This is a genomic window from Streptomyces sp. R35 (genome assembly GCF_041053035.1).
GTDB classification, from domain to species: Bacteria; Actinomycetota; Actinomycetes; order Streptomycetales; family Streptomycetaceae; genus Streptomyces; species Streptomyces lutosisoli.
In genome coordinates, this window is record NZ_CP163440.1 from 4601979 (window position 1) to 4619793 (window position 17815).

At 69.6% G+C, this 17815-nt stretch carries 14 protein-coding genes and 1 riboswitch; of the genes, 1 reads left to right on the top strand and 13 read right to left on the bottom strand.

Annotated elements, in window-relative coordinates:
- Window positions 1-2: 2 nt before the first annotated feature.
- The 9 genes from AB5J50_RS21000 to AB5J50_RS21040 all read right to left on the bottom strand — a co-directional run bounded on the left by AB5J50_RS21000 (window position 3) and on the right by AB5J50_RS21040 (window position 11312).
- The gene (locus AB5J50_RS21000) at window positions 3-1292 is read right to left on the bottom strand and encodes a class I SAM-dependent methyltransferase (protein WP_369259973.1); all 1290 of its coding nucleotides are present in this window, start codon (window positions 1290-1292) and stop codon (window positions 3-5) included.
- 482 nt (window positions 1293-1774) lie between these two features.
- Complete coding sequence (locus AB5J50_RS21005; protein WP_369259974.1) at window positions 1775-3175, bottom strand: NAD(P)/FAD-dependent oxidoreductase; 1401 nt, start codon at window positions 3173-3175, stop codon at window positions 1775-1777.
- Window positions 3176-3642: 467 nt separating this feature from the next.
- Window positions 3643-4584, bottom strand: coding sequence for an exopolyphosphatase (locus AB5J50_RS21010; RefSeq protein ID WP_369259975.1), 942 nt, complete (start codon window positions 4582-4584; stop codon window positions 3643-3645).
- A 189-nt stretch (window positions 4585-4773) separates the two neighbouring features.
- Window positions 4774-5298: a DUF501 domain-containing protein gene (locus AB5J50_RS21015; RefSeq protein WP_330305088.1), complete on the bottom strand. Its 525-nt coding sequence runs from the start codon at window positions 5296-5298 to the stop codon at window positions 4774-4776.
- Window positions 5299-5458: 160 nt separating this feature from the next.
- Window positions 5459-5935: a septum formation initiator family protein gene (locus AB5J50_RS21020; protein ID WP_369259976.1), complete on the bottom strand. Its 477-nt coding sequence runs from the start codon at window positions 5933-5935 to the stop codon at window positions 5459-5461.
- Between the two features lie 105 nt (window positions 5936-6040).
- The gene (gene eno / locus AB5J50_RS21025; RefSeq protein ID WP_289920338.1) at window positions 6041-7327 is read right to left on the bottom strand and encodes a phosphopyruvate hydratase; all 1287 of its coding nucleotides are present in this window, start codon (window positions 7325-7327) and stop codon (window positions 6041-6043) included.
- Between the two features lie 417 nt (window positions 7328-7744).
- Window positions 7745-8431: a transglycosylase family protein gene (locus AB5J50_RS21030; RefSeq protein WP_369259977.1), complete on the bottom strand. Its 687-nt coding sequence runs from the start codon at window positions 8429-8431 to the stop codon at window positions 7745-7747.
- 4 nt (window positions 8432-8435) lie between these two features.
- Window positions 8436-8615, bottom strand: a riboswitch (cyclic di-AMP (ydaO/yuaA leader).
- A 183-nt stretch (window positions 8616-8798) separates the two neighbouring features.
- Window positions 8799-9827: a transglycosylase family protein gene (locus tag AB5J50_RS21035; protein WP_369259978.1), complete on the bottom strand. Its 1029-nt coding sequence runs from the start codon at window positions 9825-9827 to the stop codon at window positions 8799-8801.
- 207 nt (window positions 9828-10034) lie between these two features.
- Entirely contained in the window at window positions 10035-11312 is a 1278-nt protein-coding gene (locus AB5J50_RS21040) for a cytochrome P450 (protein ID WP_369259979.1), read from the bottom strand.
- Window positions 11313-11661: 349 nt separating this feature from the next.
- Between AB5J50_RS21040 and AB5J50_RS21045 the strand changes: the two genes are divergently transcribed.
- Window positions 11662-12873, top strand: a complete 1212-nt coding sequence (locus AB5J50_RS21045; protein WP_369259980.1) for a globin domain-containing protein — start codon at window positions 11662-11664, stop codon at window positions 12871-12873.
- Window positions 12874-13145: 272 nt separating this feature from the next.
- Here the strand turns inward: AB5J50_RS21045 and AB5J50_RS21050 are convergent, their stop codons facing one another.
- The 4 genes from AB5J50_RS21050 to AB5J50_RS21065 all read right to left on the bottom strand — a co-directional run bounded on the left by AB5J50_RS21050 (window position 13146) and on the right by AB5J50_RS21065 (window position 17800).
- Complete coding sequence (locus AB5J50_RS21050; protein ID WP_369259981.1) at window positions 13146-14198, bottom strand: nucleoside triphosphate pyrophosphohydrolase; 1053 nt, start codon at window positions 14196-14198, stop codon at window positions 13146-13148.
- Window positions 14199-14405: 207 nt separating this feature from the next.
- Window positions 14406-15065 carry a SurA N-terminal domain-containing protein gene (locus AB5J50_RS21055; RefSeq protein ID WP_369259982.1) on the bottom strand — a complete coding sequence of 220 codons (660 nt, stop codon included), beginning with the start codon at window positions 15063-15065 and terminating at the stop codon, window positions 14406-14408.
- A gap of 158 nt (window positions 15066-15223) precedes the next feature.
- Window positions 15224-16051, bottom strand: a complete 828-nt coding sequence (locus AB5J50_RS21060; RefSeq protein WP_369259983.1) for a glycoside hydrolase domain-containing protein — start codon at window positions 16049-16051, stop codon at window positions 15224-15226.
- A gap of 267 nt (window positions 16052-16318) precedes the next feature.
- The gene (locus AB5J50_RS21065) at window positions 16319-17800 is read right to left on the bottom strand and encodes a protein kinase (RefSeq protein WP_369265461.1); all 1482 of its coding nucleotides are present in this window, start codon (window positions 17798-17800) and stop codon (window positions 16319-16321) included.
- Window positions 17801-17815 lie beyond the last annotated feature (15 nt).

Below are 17815 nucleotides of genomic sequence, written 5' to 3' on the forward strand. Positions count from 1 at the left end.
GGTCAGTTCCAGGTACGGGCCCGAAGCGGCATCCCGGACCCGCCGGGCGCCTCCGGCGTCCTGACCGCCAGCACCTGGTTGACGCCGATGCGGTTGCGCTCGAAGGCGAGCGCGCTGGCCGCCATGTACAGGCGCCAGACGCGGGCCCGGCCGGGGCTGGAGAGCTTGACGGCGCGCGCCCACTGCTCCTCCAGGTTGGTGACCCAGCGGCGCAGGGTGAGCGCGTAGTGCTCGCGGATGGACTCGACGTCGCGGACCTCGAACCCGGCGCGCTCCAGTTGTGTCACGGTGGTCCCGATGGGCGCGAGCTCGCCGTCGGGAAAGACGTACGCGTCGATGAACTCGTCGACGGAGTACGTCGATTCGTCCCGCTGCGGCCGGCGCGCGATCTGGTGGTTGAGCAACCGCCCACCGGGCTTGAGGAGTTGGTACAGCACCTCGGCGTATTCCAGGTAGCGCTCGGCGCCGACGTGTTCGGCCATGCCGATGGAGGAAATGGCGTCGTACGGCCCGTCGGTGACGTCCCGATAGTCCTGCACGCGGATCTCGACCTTGTCCGTCAGCCCCTCGTCGGCGACCCGTTTACGGGCGTACGCGGCCTGCTCCTGCGACAACGTCACCCCGACGACGCTCGCGCCGTGCTCGCGGGCGGCGTGGATGGCCATCGAGCCCCAGCCGCAGCCGACGTCGAGGAGCCGCTGACCGGGCTTCAGGTCGAGCTTGGCGGCGATGAGTTCGAGCTTGTCGCGCTGGGCGTCCTCAAGGGTGCCGCCCTCGTCCCAGTAGGCGCACGAGTAGATCATGGACGGCCCGAGGACGATCTCGTAGAAGTCGTTCCCCACGTCGTAGTGGTGGCTGATGGCTCGTTTGTCGCTGCGCTTGGTGTGCAGGTGGCGGCGTCTGCGGACCTCCTCGCGGGGCGGGGCGGGCGGCAGCGGGGATCCGGCCATCTTCACCAGCCCGCGGACGGCGGCGCGCACCTCGGGGTCGCGCAGGGCCTCGGCGACGCCCCTCGCGTCCTCGCCCCGCTCCCACAGCAGCCCCGACACCAGGTCCAGGGCGGTGTACAGGTCGCCCTCCACACCCAGATCACCGGCCACCCAGGCCCGGGCGAGCCCCAACTCGCCGGGCTTCCACAACAGTCGGCGCACGGCCTTTCGGTTACGTACGACGAGGGCGGGGGCGTCGGGGGGCCCCGCGACCGAACCGTCCCAGGCGCGGATGCGCACCGGGAGCGGGGCCCCCAGCAACTGTTCCACAAGGCTCTTCAGCCGCAGCGCGGCGTCGTGCATGGCGTACACCTCCGAGACAACACTCCCGAACGCTCCAACACCACGTAAACACCAACACGTCCCGCGCGCAGTCCCCCTTCCGCGTTACACCTTCGCAAAATAGATGCACCCACCACGTTTTTCGCCCCCGCCGCCCCTACCCGTCCCATCCCGTTCCTGGGGGCTGCGCCCCCAGACCCCCCTGGGTTGTGTGTCGTCTGCGGGCCGGTGGGGGTTGCTCGCGCAGTTCCCCGCGCCCCTGAAGGCGCGGGGCTGCGCCCCGCGATCCCCCGCCCGCCCCGGGTCTTTCAGGGGCGCGGGGAACTGCGCAATCTTTTGCACCAGCCCCCACCCACCCGCACCCCGACACACAACCGAACGGGGTCGAAGGGGCAGAGCCCCTGGGGATGGGACGGGTAGGGGCGGCGGGGGCGAAAACCCCGAAGGGGCCGCTCGCACCACGGATGGCGAGCGGCCCCTTCGGGCAAAACGGTGACCGGAGGTCAGGAGGCCTTGGCCTTCTCCTCGGTCTTCGCGGCGGCAGCCGGAGCGGCGGCGGCAGCGGCAGGCGCCGGCTTGGCAGCCTCGTAGAACTCCTCGCGAGGAGACTCGATGGCCCCGAGCGAGACGACCTCACGCTTCAGGAACATCGCGAGCGTCCAGTCCGCGAAGACACGGATCTTCCGGTTCCAGGTCGGCATGGCCAGACCGTGGTAGCCGCGGTGCATGTACCACGCCAGACGACCCTTGAGCTTGATCTTCATCTTGCCCATGACGATCATCGCGACGCCCTTGTGCAGGCCGAGCCCCGCGACGGCACCCTTGTTGGAGTGCGCGTACGACTTCTGCGGGAAGCCCCGCATACCGGAGACCACGTTGTCGCCGAGGACCTTCGCCTGACGCAGCGCGTGCTGCGCGTTCGGCGGGCACCAGGCGTTCTCGACGCCGGCCTTGCGGGCGGCCATGTCCGGAACCTGGGAGTTGTCACCCGCGGCCCAGATGTAGTCCGTACCGGTCACCTGCAGCTTGTCCGTGCAGTCCACGTGACCACGCGGACCGAGCGGCAGACCGAACCGGGAGAGGACGGGGTTCGGCTTGACGCCGGCCGTCCACACGATCGTGTTGGAGTCGACCTCGAGGCCGTTCTTCAGAACGACGTGGCCGTCGACGCAGGAGTCCATGGACGTGGAGAGGTAGATCTCCACACCGCGGCTCTCCAGGTGCTCCTTGCCGTACTGGCCGAGCTTCGGGCCGACCTCGGGAAGGATCTTGTCCGCGGCGTCGACGAGGATGAAGCGCATGTCCTCGCGGGACACGTTGGTGTAGTACTTCGACGCGTCGCGGGCCATGTCCTCGACCTCGCCGATGGTCTCGGCGCCGGCGAAACCGCCACCCACGAAGACGAAGGTGAGCGCCTTGCGGCGGACGTCCTCGTCGGTCGTGGAGTCGGCCTTGTCGAGCTGCTCAAGGACGTGGTTGCGCAGGCCGATGGCCTCCTCGATGCCCTTCATGCCGATGCCCTGTTCGGCGAGGCCGGGGATCGGGAAGGTGCGGGAGACCGCGCCCATCGCGATGACGAGGTAGTCGAAAGGCAGCTCGTACGCCTCACCCACGAGGGGGGCGATCGTGGCGACCTTGCGGTCCTGGTCGATGGTGGTGACCCGGCCGGTGAGAACCTCCGCCTTGGGCAGCACGCGTCGCAGTGGGACGACGACATGCCGCGGGGAGATGCTGCCGGCGGCGGCTTCGGGGAGGAAGGGCTGGTAGGTCATGTACGACCGGGGGTCGACGACCGTGACGGTCGCCTCTCCGTAGCGCATCTTCTTGAGAATGCGCCGAGCTGCGTACAGGCCTACGTACCCACCGCCTACTACGAGGATCCTGGGACGCTCCGTGGTGCTCATGCCATCGAGTATCCACCCGGTCATGGGGGGTCGCTCGTGCGCCCCTTCACAAGCTCCTACAGGGGCTCTGCTACACTGCGCCGCCCACGTGACCCAGGTCATGGTGACAAAGGGGAACCACCGTGCTCCGCGGACCGTTGTCAACACCGCGTGAGCTGCCGCTCCGGCCTTTCGGACCCTTCAGGGACCGACTGGACCAGCCCCCCGTTTCACCCGCCGGCGACACCCCCGGAATGCTCCTGTGAGCACGTTCCCGGAGCGCCTGAGCCCTTCACGGCGACCCCCAGGGCTCATTCCTCGCCCAGCAGGGCTTTTTTCCTTGTGAAGAACTTCACGAACTTTCCCGGCGGCACCTCGCCGAGGGGCTTTCCGGCGCCCCTCAGGCGCGCTCATACGTTATCCGACCTGCTCAGCCGAGGGCTACCGGCAAGTAGCCAAGGAGACCCAAGCCACGGCCGGACCATGGCTTACGCCACGGACCACGCGATCCCGTCGAGGATGTCGTGCTCGCTGACATCGACCTCACGCGCCCCTATCCGCTCCATGATCGAGAGCAGTACGAGGGCGCCCGCGGCGATCACGTCGACGCGCCCCGGGTGCATGGAGGGGACGGCCGCGCGCTCGGCGTGCGTCGACCCCAGCAGCCACTCGGTGATCTCGCGGACACGGTCGTAGGAGACGCGGGAGTGGTGGATGGCCTCGGAGTCGTACTCGGGCAGGTTCTGCGCGATCGCCGACACGGTGGTGACCGAACCGGCCAGCCCGACGAGCGTGTGCGCCTCGCGCAGCGGGACCGTCTCCTCGGCGAGGTCGAGGGCCGCCTCGATGTCGGCGCGCATCGCCGCGATCTGCTCCGCGGTGGGCGGGTCGGTCACGACGCCGTCGTGCACGAGGTGCCGCTCGGTCATCCGCACGCAGCCGACGTCCACGGAGCGCGCCGCCCGCACATGGTCGTCGCCGACGACGAACTCGGTCGACCCGCCGCCGATGTCCACCACGAGGTACGGCTTGGCGAGGTCGTCACGCCCCGTCAGCTCCTTCGTCGCGCCCGTGAAGGAGAACTCGGCCTCCTGGTCACCGGAGATGACCTCGGGCTCGACCCCGAGGATGTCCAGCACCCCGCGCACGAACTCGTCCCGGTTCTCCGCGTCGCGGGACGCCGAGGTCGCCACGAAGCGCAGCCGCTCCGCGCCGTGCTCCTTGATGATCGCCGCGTACTCCCTGCACGCCGCGAAGGTCCGCGCCAGCGCCTCGGGAGCCAGCCGGCCCGTCCGGTCGACGCCCTGCCCGAGCCGCACGATCGTCATCCTGCGGTCCAGCTCGACGAGTTCCCCCGTCTCCGGGTCCGCGTCGGCGACGAGCAGCCTGATGGAGTTGGTGCCGCAGTCGATGGCAGCGACCCTGGTCATGAGCTCTGGTCTCCTGTCGTGGGTGGGGGTGCGTGGGGGTGGTTCTTTGGCTGCGGGTGAGTGGGGGCTGGTCGCGCAGTTCCCCGCGCCCCTAAAAACCGTCGGCCTGCCCCGGGTGCTTTTAAGGGGCGCGGGGAACTGCGCGACCAGCCCCCACCCACCCGCACCCGACACACAACCGAGAGGCCCTCAGTCCCCGTCCGGCACGACCACACACGCACCCTTGCGCCACCACTCCGGCAGCAAGGCGATCGCCTCGTCACCAAGGGGATTCACGCCCGGCCCCGCGGCCAGAGAATGCGCCACGAGCACGTGAAGGCACTTCACCCGGTCCGGCATACCCCCCGCACTGGGAAAGCCCTCCAGAACCTCGATGGAGTCGCGCCGCGCGATGTAGTCCTCGTGGGCAGCCCGATACGCGGCGGCCAGCTCAGGATCCGTCGCCAGCCGCTCCGTCATCTCCTTCATGACCCCGTTGGCTTCGAGCGTCCCGATCGCGGACGCGGCCCGCGGACACGTCAGGTAGTACGTCGTCGGGAAGGGCGTCCCGTCGGGAAGACGCGGCGCCGTCTCGACGACGTCCGGCTGCCCGCACGGGCACCGGTGCACGATCGCGCGCAGCCCGCGCGGCGGCCGCCCGAGCTGCTGCTTGAAGGCCTCGACGTCCGCGTCGGTCGGCTCGGTGCGCGGGGTGGTCGGCGGTGGCGTTTCCATGCCGTGAGTCACATGTCTTTCTGGTCAGTTCATGGTGCTGGGCCGGCTCATGGTGCCGGTCAGTTCATGGTGCCGGATCAGCTCATGGTGCTGGTCGGTTCATGGTGCTGGTCGGTTCATGGTGCTGGTCGGTTCATGGTGCTGGTCAGCTCATGGGCCGTCACTGGTCAGCGGCGTCGGACTTGTCCACGCCGTCCCAGACGTTGGAGTACCAGGGACGGTCGGCCGCCCCCTGGTCGACGCGGGCCTGCTTCGCCGCGTCCGGGTCGACCACGACGTAGCCGGTCTCGCCCGGCATCACATAGTGCAGCCGCTGCCGGATCTGCTGCTCGGCGTACGCGTCGTCCTGCCAGCGCGCCTTGAGGTCGCGCAGCTGCTCGACCCGCTCGCGGGCCTGTGCCCGCTGCCGCTCCAGATCGGCGATCTCGGCGCGCTGGGACACGTACTGCCTTATCGGGTACGCGAGAGCCACGACCAGGGAGCAGAGGACGAGGGCGAGGAGCGCTGCCCGGCCGGTCAGCCGGGAGCGGCGGGCCTGCCGCTTGGTCTGGGAGCGGTAGACCCGGGCCGCCGTCTGCTCGCCGAGCAGCTTCAGCCTGGTCGCGGTGGAGAACCGGTCCCGGTCCTTCACGGCCATGAGTCCCGCCTCCCCGGTACAAACCCATCACGTGCGTACGTCCCCGCACACGGTACGGGACCGAGTACGGGGACGTACGTACGACGCTTCCTACGAGGCCACGCCTCAGCCCTTGAAGCGCGGGAAGGCGCTGCGGCCGGCGTACACCGCCGCGTCGTCGAGGATCTCCTCGATGCGCAGCAGCTGGTTGTACTTGGCGACGCGGTCCGAGCGGGCCGGGGCACCGGTCTTGATCTGGCCGCAGTTCACCGCGACGGCGAGGTCGGCGATGGTGACGTCCTCGGTCTCGCCGGAGCGGTGGGACATCATGCACTTGAAGCCGTTGCGCTGGGCCATCTCTACGGCGTCCAGGGTCTCGGTCAGCGAGCCGATCTGGTTCACCTTGACGAGCAGGGCGTTCGCGGAGCCCTCCTCGATACCGCGGGCCAGGCGCTCCGGGTTGGTGACGAAGAGGTCGTCGCCGACGATCTGGACCTTGTCGCCCAGCTTGTCGGTGATGACCTTCCAGCCGGCCCAGTCGTCCTCGAACAGCGGGTCCTCGATGGAGACGAGCGGGTACGCGGAGACGAGCTCCTCGTAGTACTCGGTCATCTCGGCGGCCGAGCGGGACTTGCCCTCGAACTCGTACTTGCCGTCCTTGTAGAACTCGGACGCGGCGACGTCGAGCGCGAGCGCGATCTGCTCACCGGGGACGTAACCGGCCTGCTTGATGGCCTCGACGATGAGGTCGAGCGCGGCGCGGTTGGACTCCAGGTTCGGGGCGAAGCCGCCCTCGTCGCCCAGGCCGGTGGACAGACCCTTGGTCTTCAGCACCTTCTTGAGGGTGTGGTAGACCTCGGCGCCCCAGCGCAGCGCCTCGGAGAAGGACTCCGCGCCGATCGGGGCGATCATGAACTCCTGGATGTCCACGTTCGAGTCGGCGTGCGAGCCGCCGTTCAGGATGTTCATCATCGGAACGGGCAGCAGGTGCGCGTTCGGGCCGCCCAGGTAGCGGAAGAGCGGGAGGTCGGACGCCTCGGAGGCGGCGTGCGCGACGGCGAGGGAGACGCCGAGGATGGCGTTGGCGCCGAGCGAGCCCTTGTTGTCGGTGGCGTCCAGGTCGAACATCGCCTGGTCGATCAGGCGCTGCTCGGTGGCGTCGTAACCGACGAGCTCCGGGCCGATCTGCTCGATGACGGCGAGGACGGCCTTCTCGACACCCTTGCCCTGGTAGCGGTTGGGGTCACCGTCGCGAAGCTCGATGGCCTCGAAGGCACCGGTGGAGGCGCCGGACGGGACGGCGGCACGACCTGTGCTGCCGTCATCGAGGCCGACCTCGACCTCGACGGTGGGGTTCCCTCGCGAGTCGAGGATTTCCCGGGCTACGACGACGTCGATGGACGGCACGAGCATCTCCTTCTGGGATGTGACGCGGGTACGCGATGCCTGTGATGGGCTTCGCGACATGAGCCTAACCGCCTCGGGGGGATCGGCCAGCCGGTCACCCACCCCTTGGGCAGAACCGAGAGTAAATTGTTTCCGAACGGAACAAAAACCTGCCCGGTACACCCGGTACACCCGGTACACGCGGTACACCCGGTACAGGAAACCCACCCCACATGAAAAAGCCCCGCCCCGGTGCGTACGGGGGAAGACGCACCGGAGCGGGGAGCCCGTGGGGACGGGGGGACCCTCACGAGGCCTCCAGTATGGAGACCGTGTATAGGGGAGGGCTGTGGTTCAGCTGCGAGCCCGTTGTCAGCTTTCCGCCGTAAGCCGTCATCGGGCGTCAGCCGCGAGCCGTTGCCGGCTCTCGGCCGCGAGCCGTCGTCAGCTGAGGTGCAGCTGCTGACCCGGGTAGATGAAGTCGGCGTCGTCGATGATGTCCTTGTTCAGCTTGAACAGCTTCTGCCAGCCACCCTTGACGTGCTTCTTCTCGGCGATCGAGCTGAGCGAGTCACCCTTGACGACCTTGTACTCGCCGTCACCCTTCTTGACCTTCTTGCCGGTCTGGGTGGTGACGGTCTTCGTGGCGGCCGGGCGCTCCACGGAACGGGAGGCGGGCTGCTCCGTCGTCCGGGTGGTGGAGGTGGCGGTGCTCGACGGGGTGGTCGAGGCGCTGGAGGTCGTCCCACCGGTGTACGCGGCGCCGGACAGGCCCGTGCCACAGGTCGGCCAGGCACCCTTGCCCTGCGCGGCGAGGACCTTCTCACCGATGGTGATCTGCTCCGACTTGGACGCCAGGTTGGCGGTGGAGGCGTAGGCGGTGCCGCCGTACGCGGCCCAGGTGGAGGCCGAGAACTGCAGGCCGCCGTAGTAGCCGTTGCCGGTGTTGATGGACCAGTTGCCGCCGGACTCGCACTGGGCGACGGTGTCCCACTCGGACGCGGTCGCGGCGGAGGCATTGCCGGCCGCCATCAGCGGGGCGGCGATGGCGACACCGGTGACGCCGGCGAGCGTGGCGACACGGACGGCCTTGGACGGGCGGCGGTGCTTGCCCTTGCTGGAAAACAGCATGGAGAGATCCCCTCACCGACGCCTGCGAGGTGAGCTGTCGGGTTCGGGCGGGTGAGTGCCCGGTCGCACGGCCTCCGTCTTCACGACGTCGGACGTACGGCTTCACCCCAAGCCACTCCCGGTGAACTACCGGGCGCGGCGCTTACCTTGGGTCCCCCGCTCCTGCCTACGGCGCTTGACGCGACGACTGTTCCCGTACGGCCGTTGGCAGGATTCGGCGTTGCAACCGTCGGGGCCCGCTGTGGCGAGCGGTCACGACCGTAAGCAGTCGATCCCCGGAATTTCAAAGACGATCAGGGCTTCTGAGACTCATGTCTCACTCTCACCAAACCGGACATTCCACAGCGAACCGTGACGCGAACTCCCGCTACTTTTCGCCCGATTCAGCACCAACTGCAAGGCTCTGACCGGGCACGATGAGGTCAGGATCGGTGCCGATCGCCTTCTTGTTCTCGGCGTACAGCTCGGCCCATCCGCCTTCGAGGTCAAAGGCATCGGCGATCGTCCAGAGACTGTCTCCGGTGCGGACGACGTACGAGCCGTCGACGGCGTCGCGCGAGGCGCTGGACCCACGCGAGGCATGCCGCCCGGAAGCGCTGTCCGTACGGCCGTCGGTGGCGCCCTCCGTCACACCCTCATCGGCGGTGTCACCACGGTGACGTCCGGCACCGGTCGTCGCGCTGTCGGACGTACTCGAAGAGTCGCCGTTCTGCCCGGACTTGTCCGGGTCGTCACTCTTCGCCGTATCTGTGTCCGAGCTGTCGGAATCCTGAGAATCACTGTCGCCGGAGGAGGTGTCGGACTTCGTCGTGTTCTCGGCCGCACCCGAGGAGGAGCCGGAGGATGAGGATGAAGAAGAGGATGAATCGGAGGATTCAGACGAACTGGACGATGAAGACGAGTCCGACAAACCGGACGAGTCCGATGAGCTGGAGGAATCGGACGAGCCGGAGGAGCCTGAGGATCCGGAGGAACTCGACGAGTCGTCCGCCACGCCCGTGTCGACCTCGACGGAGCCCGAGTTCTTGCTGAGCCCGGAGAGCGGTCCGCAGGTGGGCCAGGCGGCGAGGCCCTTGTCGTCGAGGATCTTCTCGGCGATGGCTATCTGCTGCGAGCGGCTGGCCTGGTCTGCGCTCGGGGCGTACCGGGTGCCGCCGTACGCCTCCCAGTTCTCCTGGGTCAACTGCAGCCCGCCGTAGTACCCGTTCCCGTCGTTCGCGCTCCACGATCCCGCGCTCTCGCACTCCGCGACCCGGTCCCAGGTGGTGCCGTCGGCCGCGCTCGCACTGGTGGCGCCGAGCAGCGGGATCGCGATCGCCGATCCGGTCACCCCTGCGGCAACGATGAGGGCCGGGGCCTGACGCGGGCGACGATGACGGCCGTTCCCGGAGAGCATGCAGAAGCCTTTCGCGTGACAGCAGGTGACAACAGCGGCCACTGCGATAGGCGGGCCGCGTTGGTGATCGAACGTATCCGCACTCGAACGCTTGTCACAAGTCGATGCAGCGCAGATCACGTGAAGATCACGGAGTTGAGGGACCGTCACCTTTTCGCAGGTGGGTGCCCGTTGCCCGGCGCACCCGACGGCCGTCGTCCGGCATGCCTACCGACCTGGTGTGAACTCCACGGGAAGCGTGCGCAATCCACGCATAATGAGCCCGCCGCGCCAGCGCAAATCGGCAGAATCTCCCGCGAGTTGGAGATCGGGGAGACGGGTGAGCAGCGTGGCGAGCGCGGTCTGCCCCTCCAGGCGGGCGAGCGGTGCGCCGAGACAGTAGTGGATGCCGTGGCCGTACCCGAGGTGCTGATTGTCACGCCGCGAGAGGTCGAGCGTGTCCGGCTGCTCGAACCGCTCGGGGTCACGGTCCGCAGCCGCCAGTACGACGAGGACGGGGTCGCCGGGCGCGATGTCCTGCCCGCCGATCCGCACGGCCTCGGTCGCGAACCGCCAGGTGGCCAGTTCGACGGGGCCGTCGTAGCGGAGGAGTTCCTCGACGCCGGTTTCGAGGAGTCCGGTGTCCTTGGCGGCGAGCGAGGCCTGGAGGCGTGCGCGCTGCTCGGGGTGGGTGAGGAGGGCGTACGTGCCGTTCCCGATCAGGTTGACCGTGGTCTCGAAGCCGGCGAAGAGAAGGATGAACGCCATGGCGGCCGCCTCGTTCTCGGTGAGGTGCTCGCCGTGGTCCGAGGCGCGGATGAGCCCGGAGATGAGGTCTTCGCCGGGGGTGGGGTGCTCGGACAGCGCTTCCCGCTTCCGGTGGATCAGCTCGGCGAGATAGCCGCGCATCTTCTTGACGGACCGCGCGACGCCTCCTCGGGGCCCTCCCCCGTGCCGGATCATCATCCCCGCCCAGTCCCGGAAGTCGTCCTGGTCCTCGCGCGGGACGCCGAGCAGATCGCAGATGGCGTAGATGGGGAGCGGGAACGCGAAGTCGTGGATGAGGTCGGCGGAGCCCTTGTCGGCGAACTGGTCGATGAGGTGGTCGGTGAGTTCCTGCACGCGCGGCGCGAACTCGGCCACGCGCCGGGGGGTGAAGGCCTTGGAGACGAGCCGTCGGAGCCTTGTGTGGTCCGGCGGATCGATGTTGAGCAGATGCGTCATCAGCTCGGCCTTGCGCTCACCCGGGATACCCGTCTTCCCCTTCGCGTGGGCGGGTTCGTCGTGGTGGGCGGGGTTCTTGGACAGCCGCTGGTCGGCGAGCGCCTGCTTGGCGTCCGCGTACCGGGTGACGAGCCAGGCCTCCACCCCGCTGGGGAGGCGCGTCTTGTGCACGGGGGCGTGCTCGCGGAGCCAGGCGTACGCCGGGTACGGGTTGGTGGCGAACTCCCAGGTGAAGAGTTCGGGGGCGGGGGCGGGGGCGGTGGGGGGCTGGTGCTCGGTCACTCCTTGACGGTATCCGGAGGTACTCGAAGCCCCGAGTCACCCCAGCTCCCCATCGGACAGCCCGCACATCGGGCAGCCTCCGCATCGGACAGCCCCCGCATCACGAGCGACGCGAACGCCCCCCGCTCCTCTCCCGTCCCTCCCCCTTCATCACCTCGGCAATGACCCTCGCCCTCGCGCCCGCCGGTTCCGCCAACTCCCCATCCACCACGCCCCCTTGCCGACCGAACGCCCTGAGGCGACGGTACTCGGCAGGGGCCCTCCCCGAGCCCCGCACATTTCACCCCAGGCTGTCCATAAATCGTCTGCTGTTTGACCTCACGGCTCGAAAACTCCATACATTCACGCAGTGGACCCCGAAATACTCAGATCCAGCTTCGCGGTCGTCGAGAGACGGGCCGAGTTCGCGGTCAAGTACTTCTACTCGCACCTGTTCCGGCACAACCCGGACGTCCGCGGGCTGTTTCCGCTGGACTTCCCGGAGGACATGGAGCGGCAGCGGGACCGACTGTTCGCGGCGCTCACGTATGTGATGGAGCGGCTGGAGGACCCGCGGCTGCCGGGGTATTTACGGGAACTCGGGCGGGACCACCGCAAATATCTGGCGGAACCGGAGCACTACGCCGCCGTGGGGGCGAGTCTGATCGCCGCGTTCGCCGTCGTCGCGGGGTCGGCGTGGAACGCGGAGGTCGAGAAGGCCTGGGGCGAGGCATACGGGGCGATCACGAACGTGATGCTGCAGGGCGCCTGGGAGTCGCAGCACGAGGGCGAACCGCCTTGGTGGGACGCCGAGGTCACCGCCCGGACCCGGCACGGCGACGACCTCGTCGTGCTGACCCTGCGCCCACACCACCGGCTCCGCTACTCCCCCGGCCAGTACGTCACCGTCAACGTCCCCCATCTCCCAGGCATTTGGCGCCCGTACTCGCTGGCCAACGCCCCCCGCGCCGACCACACCCTCGACCTGCACATCAGCCGGGTCGAAAACGGTGTGCTCTCCACCGCCCTCGTCCGGCAGACCCGGGAGGGCGACGTCCTGCGGCTGGGAGCGCCCGGCGGCGGGCTGATCCTGCGCACCCCCGCGGAACGGCCCCTCACCCTCATCGCGGCCGGCACGGGATGGGCACCCGTGAAGGCGCTGCTGGAACAGCTCGACGACACCCACGAGGCCCGCCTGTTCCTCGTCGCCCGCGACACCTCCTACCTGTACGACCGGGACGCCGTCGAGCGACTCCAGGCCCGGCTTCCCCGGCTCACCGTCACCTTCATCACCCCCGCGCCCGGCCGTCCCAGGGTCCAGGCGACCGAACGCCTCCTGACCGCGCTGGGCAACCGCGCCGGCTGGACCCAGCACGACGTCTATCTGGCCGGTCCGCCCAGACTCGTCGAAGAGATCGGCGAGGCCCTCCCCAAGCTCGGCACACCGGCCGAGCGCATCTTCCACGACGCCCTGCCACCGACCGCTCAGGAGCGGCCCCGGCCGGTGGGCACGGCGGAATGGCTCCTCGACCGCCCCCAGCCGACCTGGCACAACCCGTCGAGCCGAGCCCCGCAGACGTAACTCCGGCCCCGATCCCTGACCGTCAGATGCCTGCCGCTCGGATTTCCGGCCCACGTCTGTCAGGCCTCCCCCCTGCGCACTGCGCTTTCATGCCTGTCAGGGCTCCTCTCCGCACTCCGGCCGACGCCCGTCAGGCCTCCCCTGTACTCCGGCCCCTGACCGTCAGGTCTCCTGCTCCACCGGGCCATCAGGCGCCCCGGCCTCAGCCCTCCGCCTCCACCCCTCCGTCAGGCACCCCGGCACCCCGCCCTCAGGCCTCAGCTCTCGGCCCCTCAGTCCTCCGCGTCCAACTCCGCGGCGCTCTCCTCCGCAATGCCTTCCTCCGCACGAATCGCGTCCCGGTACGCCCGTCCCGCCGCCCGCAGTGCCGCCTCCGGGTCCACGCCCTCGGCCTCGGCGCGCGCGGCTATGGCGAGCAGCTCGTATCCGACGCCCTCCCCTGTCGGAAGCGGCACCTCAAGTCCCGCCGTACGCACCCGCGATGCCAGCTTGGCCGCCAGGGCGAGGCCCGGCTGGCCGAGCGGGATGCCTTCGGTGACGGACGTCCGCTGCTTCTCCTCCGCCTTCGTGCGCAGCCAGTGCTCCTTGACCTCCTCGGGGGTGGTGGCCGTCTCTTCGCCGAAGACGTGCGGGTGGCGGTGGATGAGCTTGGCGACGATGGCGCCGGCCACGTCGTCGATGGAGAAGGGGGCTTCCTCGTCCTCCTCGGCGATGCGGGCGTGGAAGACGACCTGGAGCAGGACGTCGCCGAGTTCCTCGCGCAGCTCGTCCCGGTCGCCCTCCTCGATCGCCTCGACGAGTTCGTACGCCTCCTCGATGCCGTACTTGGCCAGGCCCTTGTGGGTCTGCTGGGACGACCAAGGGCACTCGAGGCGGATGCGGTCCATGACCTGGACGAGGTCGAGGAGGCGGGCGCCCGGCAGGTCGTACGAGGCGGGGAGCAGCTCCAGGTCCGGCATCTGTATGCGGCCGGAGCCGGCCAGGCGGGCCAGGCCGTCGGTGAGCCGCGGCTCGCCCTCGCCGGTGGCGACGACGACCAGGGTGCGGCCGCCGGCGCAGGCGTCGACCAGCTCCTGGGCGGACGGGGACGCCTCGTCGACGGTGATGCCGGCCTCGCGCAGGTACGGCAGCTGCGGGTGTGCGCCGTCCGCGCACAGGACCTGGTCGGCGTCGCGGAGCGCCTGCCAGGCGGGCCAGGACAGCAGCCCGGGCGCGACGCGGTGGCTGGTGGTGAGCAGGACGATACGGCCGGGGTCGGTGGCGGTCGGGGCGCCGTCGGGGCCGGTCGCGGTCGGGTCTCCGTCGAAGCTGCTGGTTGCGTTCACCCCTCGAACGTAACCCACGCCGCCGACAGCCCCTGGAGTTATCCACAGGCCGCGTGGCCGACCCGTGGATCAGCGGGTGAGCGCGGCCTCAAAGCTCCTTGGGCCGCGGCCCGGGCTGCCGCAGCAGCAGGCTGGACAGCCGCACCACTCTATCCGCGAGCCGCCCGACCGAACCGTTTATCCACAGCCCCCGCGCCCCGGTACCCGTTATGTCGTCTGCTGGGTCGCCGCCGCGGTGACTTCCCGCAGCCACGGCGTCTTCGCGTCGACGCGGCTGCTCTTCTGCACGTCCCAGGCGCCGTAGCGCGGGTTCAGATCGACGTGGAGTTCCTTGGAGGCGGAGGACATCGCGTTCCAGAACGTGGTCTTGCCCTCGGTGGTGTTCATGTCGGCGCCGAGCGTGGCGGCCAGCTTCTGGGCCTCGATCTCGGTGCGGAGGCTGCCGTCGAGGCGCGTCGGCGCCACTCCGTAGTTCTGCAGCCAGGCCGTTTCCAGCGCCTTCGCGCCGCCCGCCTGCTGTTCGAGGGCCGTTCGCATCTGCTGGGTGTCGTTGCGGGTCACGGTCACGCCCGCGTTCTTCGCGGCCCGGTCCAGGACCCGGTCGAGGACCATGCCGTGCAGGGTGTCGCGGGTGAGGCTGCCGGTCTTGGCGATGGCCTGCTCGTACTGGGCCTCGTCCTTGGTGGCGGCCCGCTGCGCCGCACGCACCTCGTTCACCCGGCTCTCCAGTTGCGCGACCGTGATCCGCTGACCGCCGACGACGGCCGCTGCGCCTGGATGCGCCTCGCTGCCGCATGCGGTGAGAAGGGGGGCCGCGGCAACGATCGCGGCGGAGAGGACGAGCGCGGTGCGACGGCGGCGGTGCAAGGAAGCCTCCCGAGGAGATTGTGCGACGGTGCACAAAGTCTTGCGGTGATCGATGGTAGGCAGTGGCCCAGCTCTCGGCCACCCTTTCGACCAACGATTCGCCCAGCCTTCAGGCACCGTCGCACCATCACATCGGCATCAACGGCATCACAGGGGCGTCAGCCCGTGATCGCCACCGGCGCGTCCCACGCGTCCCGGTCCACGGTGATCGTGTAACCGCCGCGGATCTCCTTGCTGTTCACCATGTACTGGTGGGCGCGGCTGTGCGGGGTGAACTGGGTGGAGCCCCACGGCCAGTCCGTGGTCGTGGTGTTCGTCTTGTCCCACAGCGCGTACCAGAGGTTGCCCGGCAGGTCCGTCTTGTCGGTCGCGGTCGCGATGGCCTTGGCGCTGGAGCTGGTGAAGCCGTAGAACCCGGTGCGGTACGTCTTGGCGTGCAGGGCCTTGTCGAAGGCGCGCACGTACGTCAGCACGGCGTTGTTGCAGGCCGTGTCGGTGGTGTCGTACGCCTCCATGTCCAGGTAGACCGGGCTGCCGGCCTTCATGCCGAGCGCGGAGGCCTTGGCGACCGCGTCCGCGCCGTCGGTGGCGCCGAGCGAGGCGGCGGTGGATGCGGTGAGCTTCTCGGGGCTGGACCCGGTCTCGCAGGACGGCTGGGCGCCGACGTACAGCGGGATGAGTTTCCAGCCGGCCGCGCTCACCGACTTCACCCAGGAGGCGGTCAGGTTGGGCTGACTGCAGCCGCGGTTCTTCCCGCCGACGTAGACGGCGGCGGCGCCGTAGAAGCCGGTGTTCCACGCCTTCATCGCGGACAGCGAGGGCGCGGCGCAGGTGTCGAAGGCGCGCCCGGTGAACGTGCGCTGCGCGGGCCACGTGGTGGCGGCCATCGAGGTCTGCGCGGCGATCCCGGCTCCGGCGACCACGGCGGCGCCGGCCGCGGCCCATGCCACGTATCTGCGCTTCTTGGAATGCCGATGGCTGGACATGAAATCCCCACCCCATGGTTCAAGTGACGGGTGCGCGGGGCACGCGCGCGTGCCCCGCGCATTCGATGCGCATGCGATGCGTATGCGATGGGCGGCGTGCACGCGCGCGCGTGGCGCACAAAACGGATCGCAACCTATCCGGCACGCCCCCACTGTTCGGGAAACCCCGCACCTTGATCACTACAAGAATCCGCCAAGGTGGCGCAAAGCTTGCGATGCCTCAAGGTTCTGACCTCGGGCCTCGGGCCTCGGGCCTCGGGCCTCGGGTCAGCCCCGCACCTGTCCCAGCCATTGCAGCGTCCGCCGGATCTCCGCCGCCATCGGGTGTCCGGGGCCGCGCAGCCGTTCCACGTCGTGCAGCAGTCTGGCCAGGGTGTCGTGGGCGGCGCCGCGGTCGCCGAGGGCGAGCAGCAAGTGGCCGATGCGGCGGCGGACTTCGAGGGAGATCTCGGGGTCTCCGGCGACGTACTGGTTCTCGTAGTACGGCAGCAGCGCGCGGTACTCCGCGAGCGCCGCGGCCGGTTCGCCGAGTTGCTCCAGGCACTGGGCGGCCTCGTAGCGGAAGCGCAGGGACTGCGGGTCGGCCTGGCCGGCCTCGGCGGCGCGTTCGTCGGCGAGACGGCGCAGTTCGGGCAGCGCGCGCCGGTACTGTCCGTCGTCCATGAGAGTGGCGGCGTACTGCTTGCGCAGGGTGCGCACAACGGGCGAGTGCTCCCCGTGCTCGACGGCGGCCGCCGGGAGGATCGAGCCGAGGATGTCGACGGCCTGCGTGATGCGGCCCTCGCCGAGCAGCCGCTTGACCTCGTCGACGGCGCCCGCGACATCGGGTTTCTCCACGGCGGGCGCGGGCTGCGGTTGGGGCGCCGGCGTGCGCGCCCGGTCCGGCCACGGGGCGTGCGGGCGCAGGAAGGGGCGCGTGGGATCCAGGGGGGCGCCCGTGGGCATGCCGCGCGCCGGGAGCAGCGGGAGCAGCTGCTCGTACGTCTCCTGCGCGGACGCCGGCCGGTGCTGCGGGTCCTTGGACAGCAGGCGCAGGACGAGACTCTCCAGTGCGGGCGGCACCTCGGGGCGCAGACGGCGCACCGGGAGCGGCGGCTCGTAGAGGTGGCGGTGCAGCACGCCGAGCGCCGTCGAGCCGGAGAACGGCACGTCTCCGCTGAGGAGTTCGTGCAGCAGCACGCCGAGTGCGTACAGGTCGGTGTACGGGCCGACCGCGCCGCCCATCGCCTGCTCGGGGGCCATGTAGGCGGGTGAGCCGATGGGCGAACCGGTGTGGGTGAGCCGGGTCGTGTCCGTGTCCATGACGGAGGCGACGCCCAGGTCGAGGACGGTGACTGTGCCGTCCTGCTTGACCATCACGTTCCGCGGCTTGAGGTCGCGGTGGACGATCGGCACGGCGTGTACGGCGCTCAGCACGGCGCACAGTTGCGCGGCGACCGCGACCGCCCACTGCCAGGGGTACGGGTCGTGTTCGGCGAGGTGGTCGGAGAGGTCGGCCCCGTCGACGTACTGCATGACGAGGAACAGCTCCTCGCCCTCACTGCCCGCGTCGTGGACCGTGACCAGGCCGGGGTGGTCGACCTGTGCGGTGACCCGGCACTCGCGCGCGAAGCGGCGGCGCAGCTCGTCGGCCTCCTGGCCCGCGACCTTGTCGGGGCGAAGGAGCTTGACGGCGACACGCCGGTCGAGGCGCTGGTCGTAGGCCGTCCAGACCTGGCCCATGCCGCCCTGCCCGATGAGCGTGGACAGTTCATAGCGGTTCGC

What these genes read in the sequence shown, in the direction of transcription:
- AB5J50_RS21060 (WP_369259983.1), bottom strand. Translation starts at nt 16,051, where the DNA reads ATGTCCAGCCATCGGCATTCCAAGAAGCGCAGATACGTGGCATGGGCC.
- AB5J50_RS21030 (WP_369259977.1), bottom strand. Translation starts at nt 8,431, where the DNA reads ATGCTGTTTTCCAGCAAGGGCAAGCACCGCCGCCCGTCCAAGGCCGTC.
- eno (WP_289920338.1), bottom strand. Translation starts at nt 7,327, where the DNA reads ATGCTCGTGCCGTCCATCGACGTCGTCGTAGCCCGGGAAATCCTCGAC.
- AB5J50_RS21005 (WP_369259974.1), bottom strand. Translation starts at nt 3,175, where the DNA reads ATGAGCACCACGGAGCGTCCCAGGATCCTCGTAGTAGGCGGTGGGTAC.
- AB5J50_RS21015 (WP_330305088.1), bottom strand. Translation starts at nt 5,298, where the DNA reads ATGGAAACGCCACCGCCGACCACCCCGCGCACCGAGCCGACCGACGCG.
- AB5J50_RS21010 (WP_369259975.1), bottom strand. Translation starts at nt 4,584, where the DNA reads ATGACCAGGGTCGCTGCCATCGACTGCGGCACCAACTCCATCAGGCTG.
- AB5J50_RS21035 (WP_369259978.1), bottom strand. Translation starts at nt 9,827, where the DNA reads ATGCTCTCCGGGAACGGCCGTCATCGTCGCCCGCGTCAGGCCCCGGCC.
- AB5J50_RS21020 (WP_369259976.1), bottom strand. Translation starts at nt 5,935, where the DNA reads ATGGCCGTGAAGGACCGGGACCGGTTCTCCACCGCGACCAGGCTGAAG.
- AB5J50_RS21000 (WP_369259973.1), bottom strand. Translation starts at nt 1,292, where the DNA reads ATGCACGACGCCGCGCTGCGGCTGAAGAGCCTTGTGGAACAGTTGCTG.